The sequence below is a fragment of the Polaromonas sp. genome (assembly GCF_018780625.1).
In the GTDB taxonomy this organism is placed as follows: Bacteria; Pseudomonadota; Gammaproteobacteria; order Burkholderiales; family Burkholderiaceae_C; genus Polaromonas.
The window spans coordinates 1-3716 of sequence record NZ_JADMJK010000052.1 but is presented as its reverse complement, the minus strand read 5'-3'; the positions used below and the strand labels follow the sequence as shown (position 1 = coordinate 3716).

Sequence of the window (3716 nt, the reverse complement as noted above, 5' to 3'; positions counted from 1 at the left end):
TGATAGGCGCTGACGGCTTTGGGTTTGCTGCGCATGGTGGCCAGTGGGTCAAGATTGAGCAACTCGGTGCGGTGCAAATTGGCAATGACGTGGAAATTGGCGCCAACACCTGTATTGACCGGGGGGCCTTGCAGAACACCGTGCTGGAAGATGGTGTCAAGCTCGATAACCTGGTGCAGATCGGGCATAACGTTCGCATTGGCAAACACACGGCTCTGGCTGGTTGCGCGGGTGTGGCGGGCAGCGCAACCATTGGTGCGCACTGCACAGTGGGCGGCGGCGCGGTGGTGCTGGGCCATTTGAGTTTGGCCGACCATGTGCATGTCTCGGCGGCTTCCGTCGTGACAAGGTCCATTTTGAAGCCGGGGCACTACACCGGCCTGTTTCCTATCGACGACAATGCGGCCTGGGAAAAAAATGCAGCCACGCTCAAGCAGCTTCACGTCTTGCGTGAAAGACTCCGGCACGCTGAAAAATCCATATTGCAGATCCAAGGCACATTCAAGAAAAATCATGATGGACATTCACCAAATCCTTAAAAAGTTGCCGCATCGTTACCCGTTTTTGCTGGTTGACCGTGTGCTTGAAATCGAAAAAGGAATCAGAATCAAGGCGCTCAAAAACGTCACGATCAATGAGCCTTTTTTTGTAGGCCATTTTCCGCATCATCCGGTCATGCCGGGCGTGCTGATGCTCGAAGCGATGGCGCAGGCTGCGGCCTTGCTCGCCTTTGACACCCTGGACGTGACGCCCGACGACAAGACGGTGTATTACTTTGCCGGTATTGACGGCGCACGTTTCAAGCGGCCCGTGGAGCCAGGCGACCAATTGATCATGGACGTGGCGTTGACGCGCATGAAGTCCGGCATTTTCAAGTTCAAGGGCGTCACGCGTGTCGGCGAGGCCGTTGCATGCGAAGCCGAACTCATGTGCACCATGCGCACCCTGGCCTGAGCGCGGCGACATGACGATGGCCGCTGCTGCACCAGGCATTCACGCCACGGCTCTGGTTGATCCGCAAGCCCGGTTGGATAGTTCCGTGACCGTGGGGCCTTACACCGTGATTGGCCCGCACGTGCGGGTGGGGGCCGGTACCCGTATCGGCGCGCATTGCGTGATCGAGGGTCACACCACCATAGGCCGGGACAACCAGATTTTTCAGTTCAATTCGCTGGGCGCGATTCCGCAGGACAAAAAGTATGCGGGCGAGCCCTGCGAACTGGTGATCGGCGACCGCAACACCGTTCGCGAGTTTTGCACCTTCAACATCGGCTCGCCAGGCGACAGCGGTGTGACGCGTGTGGGCGATGACAACTGGATCATGGCCTATGTCCACCTGGCGCATGACTGCGTGGTGGGCAACCACACCATTTTTGCCAACAATTCCCAGTTGGCCGGCCATGTCACGGTGGATGACTGGGTGATTTTGGGCGGCTTTACGGTGGTGCATCAGTTTGTTCGCCTGGGAGCGCACAGCATGACCGCCATGTGTTCGCTGCTGCTGGCGGATTTGCCGCCGTTCGTGATGTCGCAAGGCCAGCCGGCCCAGGCGCGCTCGATGAATTTTGAAGGACTTCGGCGCCGGGGGTTTTCCAGTGAGCGAATTTCTGCTGTCAAGGCCATGCACAAGGCGCTGTACCGCGACGACCTGACGCTGGTGCAGGCGCAGGTGCGCATTGCCGAACTGACTGAAAAGTACCCGGAATCGTTGCCGGACGTGCAGATGATGCTTTCCTTTTTACATCAAACCGCTCCGCAGCGCGGTATCGTCCGCTAGGCGCCGATGTCGATTGCGCCGCCCCCTCTGCCCACCCGGAACGAGGCCGGTGGGCCTGCATCCATCCCGTCCGCGCCACACGTGGCCATGGTGGCGGGTGAAACGTCGGGTGATTTGCTGGCGGGCTTGCTGCTTGATGGGCTCAAGGCGCGCTGGCCCGCACTGACCTGCAGTGGCATAGGCGGACCGCAGATGGCGCGCCGGGGTTTTCAGGCCTGGTGGCCCAGTGACAAGCTGGCGGTGCGCGGTTATGTGGAAGTGCTGCGCCACTACCGTGAAATCGTTGGAATCCGGACGCAACTGAAACAGCGCCTGCTGGGCGGGCAAGGCCCGCGTCCTGACATTTTCATTGGTGTGGATGCCCCCGATTTCAATCTTGATCTGGAGGCTTCGTTGAAAAGCCAAGGCATCAAGACCGTCCATTTTGTCAGTCCTGCGGTCTGGGCCTGGCGAGCGGGCCGCGTGGAGAAAATCAGGCGCAGTGTGGACCATGTGCTGTGCATTTTTCCGTTTGAGCCCGCCTTGCTGGCCGCCCATGGGATTGATGCCACCTATGTGGGGCATCCGCTGGCCAATGTGATCCCCATGCAGCCTGACCGGCCGGCCGCCAGGCGCACGCTTGGGTTGCAGGAGGGCGACACGGTCATCGCCATTTTGCCGGGTAGCCGCGAGTCGGAAATAAAATACCTCGCAAATCGCCTCTTTAGGGCCGCAGCGCTTGTCAAGCGGGTACAACCAGCTATTAAATTCATAGTGCCTGCAATTCCCCGGCTTCAATACCAGATTGAGCGGCTGGCCGATGAAGCCGGTGTGCGGGCCGACCTGCAGATACTGGAAGGTCAGTCGCATGCGGCGCTGGCCGCCTGCGATGTCACGCTGATTGCCAGCGGCACCGCCACGCTGGAGGCGGCCTTGTTCAAGCGGCCCATGGTGATTGCCTACAACATGAACTGGCTGTCGTGGCAGATCATGCGGCGCAAAAAACTGCAGCCCTGGGTTGGCCTGCCGAATATTCTTTGCCGCGATTTTGTCGTCCCCGAACTGCTGCAGGACGAAGCCACGCCCGAAGCGCTGGCGGCTGCGCTGCTGCAGTGGGTAGACGCCAAATACGCGGCACCCGAAAAAATAGCGACGCTTGAACAACGATTCACAACGCTGCATGCCGAACTGCAGCGCGACACTTCACAATTGGCCAGCAATGCAATCCAGAAAATACTTGAAGCCTGAGCAAACGCAAACACCGCTGTCCTGGTACGTGCCGGGACTGATCGCCGGGGTGGATGAAGCGGGGCGCGGGCCGCTGGCAGGGCCCGTGGTGGCGGCAGCGGTCATCCTGGACGACCTCAACCCGATACAGGGGCTGGCTGACTCAAAAAAACTAACGGCCCTGCGACGCGAAAAGCTCTACGACGAAATCCGGGCCAAGGCGCTGTGCTGCTCGATCGGGCAAGCCAGCGTTGAAGAAATTGACACCCTGAACATTTTGCAGGCCACCATGCTCGCCATGAAGCGGGCGGTGGAGGGCTTGCGGCTCAAGCCCAACAAGGTGCTGGTGGATGGCAACCGGCTGCCAACGCTGAGCGTGCTGGCTGAAGCCATCGTCAAGGGCGATTCGTTGGTGCCCTGTATTTCCGCCGCCTCTATTTTGGCCAAGGTCTACCGGGACCGCTGGTGCGCCGAGTTCCACCTTGAATACCCGCAGTATGGCTTTGCCGGCCACAAAGGTTACGGCACGGTCAAGCATCTGGCTGCGCTGCGCGAGCACGGCGCGTGCCCGCAGCACCGAAGGTCGTTTGCGCCTGTGGCCGAGGTGCTGCGATGAGCAGCGGTTTTTCTGTCCCGGTGACCCAGATCACGTCGCGCGACAACCCGCTGATCAAGGAGTTGCGCAAGCTTTCCCAGGACAGCACGGCGTACCGAAAGCAGCAGCGGGTATGGC

Annotated in this window: 5 protein-coding genes and 1 pseudogene; all 6 read left to right on the top strand. The window is 60.0% G+C overall.

Annotated features, from left to right (window positions below):
• The coding region (locus IV091_RS04565; protein WP_293465727.1) for a UDP-3-O-(3-hydroxymyristoyl)glucosamine N-acyltransferase at nt 1-539 on the top strand (539 nt) is incomplete at its 5' end.
• Nucleotides 514-954 (top strand): 3-hydroxyacyl-ACP dehydratase FabZ, encoded by a 441-nt coding sequence (gene fabZ / locus IV091_RS04560; RefSeq protein ID WP_293465725.1) that lies wholly within the window; start codon nt 514-516, stop codon nt 952-954. The genes IV091_RS04565 and fabZ, both read left to right, overlap by 26 nt.
• A 10-nt stretch (nt 955-964) precedes the next feature.
• Nucleotides 965-1777: an acyl-ACP--UDP-N-acetylglucosamine O-acyltransferase gene (lpxA, locus tag IV091_RS04555; protein ID WP_293465722.1), complete on the top strand. Its 813-nt coding sequence runs from the start codon at nt 965-967 to the stop codon at nt 1775-1777.
• Nucleotides 1778-1864: 87 nt separating this feature from the next.
• Nucleotides 1865-3004: a lipid-A-disaccharide synthase gene (gene lpxB / locus IV091_RS04550; protein ID WP_293465720.1), complete on the top strand. Its 1140-nt coding sequence runs from the start codon at nt 1865-1867 to the stop codon at nt 3002-3004.
• Complete coding sequence (gene rnhB, locus IV091_RS04545; RefSeq protein WP_293465717.1) at nt 2976-3599, top strand: ribonuclease HII; 624 nt, start codon at nt 2976-2978, stop codon at nt 3597-3599. The genes lpxB and rnhB overlap by 29 nt, the downstream gene beginning before the upstream one ends.
• Nucleotides 3596-3716, top strand: a pseudogene (locus tag IV091_RS04540) (RNA methyltransferase); the annotation flags it as partial. The gene rnhB and the pseudogene IV091_RS04540, both read left to right, overlap by 4 nt.

Coding starts and splice junctions, on each gene's coding strand:
- fabZ (WP_293465725.1), top strand. CDS start 514: ATGATGGACATTCACCAAATCCTTAAAAAGTTGCCGCATCGTTACCCG.
- lpxA (WP_293465722.1), top strand. CDS start 965: ATGACGATGGCCGCTGCTGCACCAGGCATTCACGCCACGGCTCTGGTT.
- lpxB (WP_293465720.1), top strand. CDS start 1,865: ATGGTGGCGGGTGAAACGTCGGGTGATTTGCTGGCGGGCTTGCTGCTT.
- rnhB (WP_293465717.1), top strand. CDS start 2,976: ATGCAATCCAGAAAATACTTGAAGCCTGAGCAAACGCAAACACCGCTG.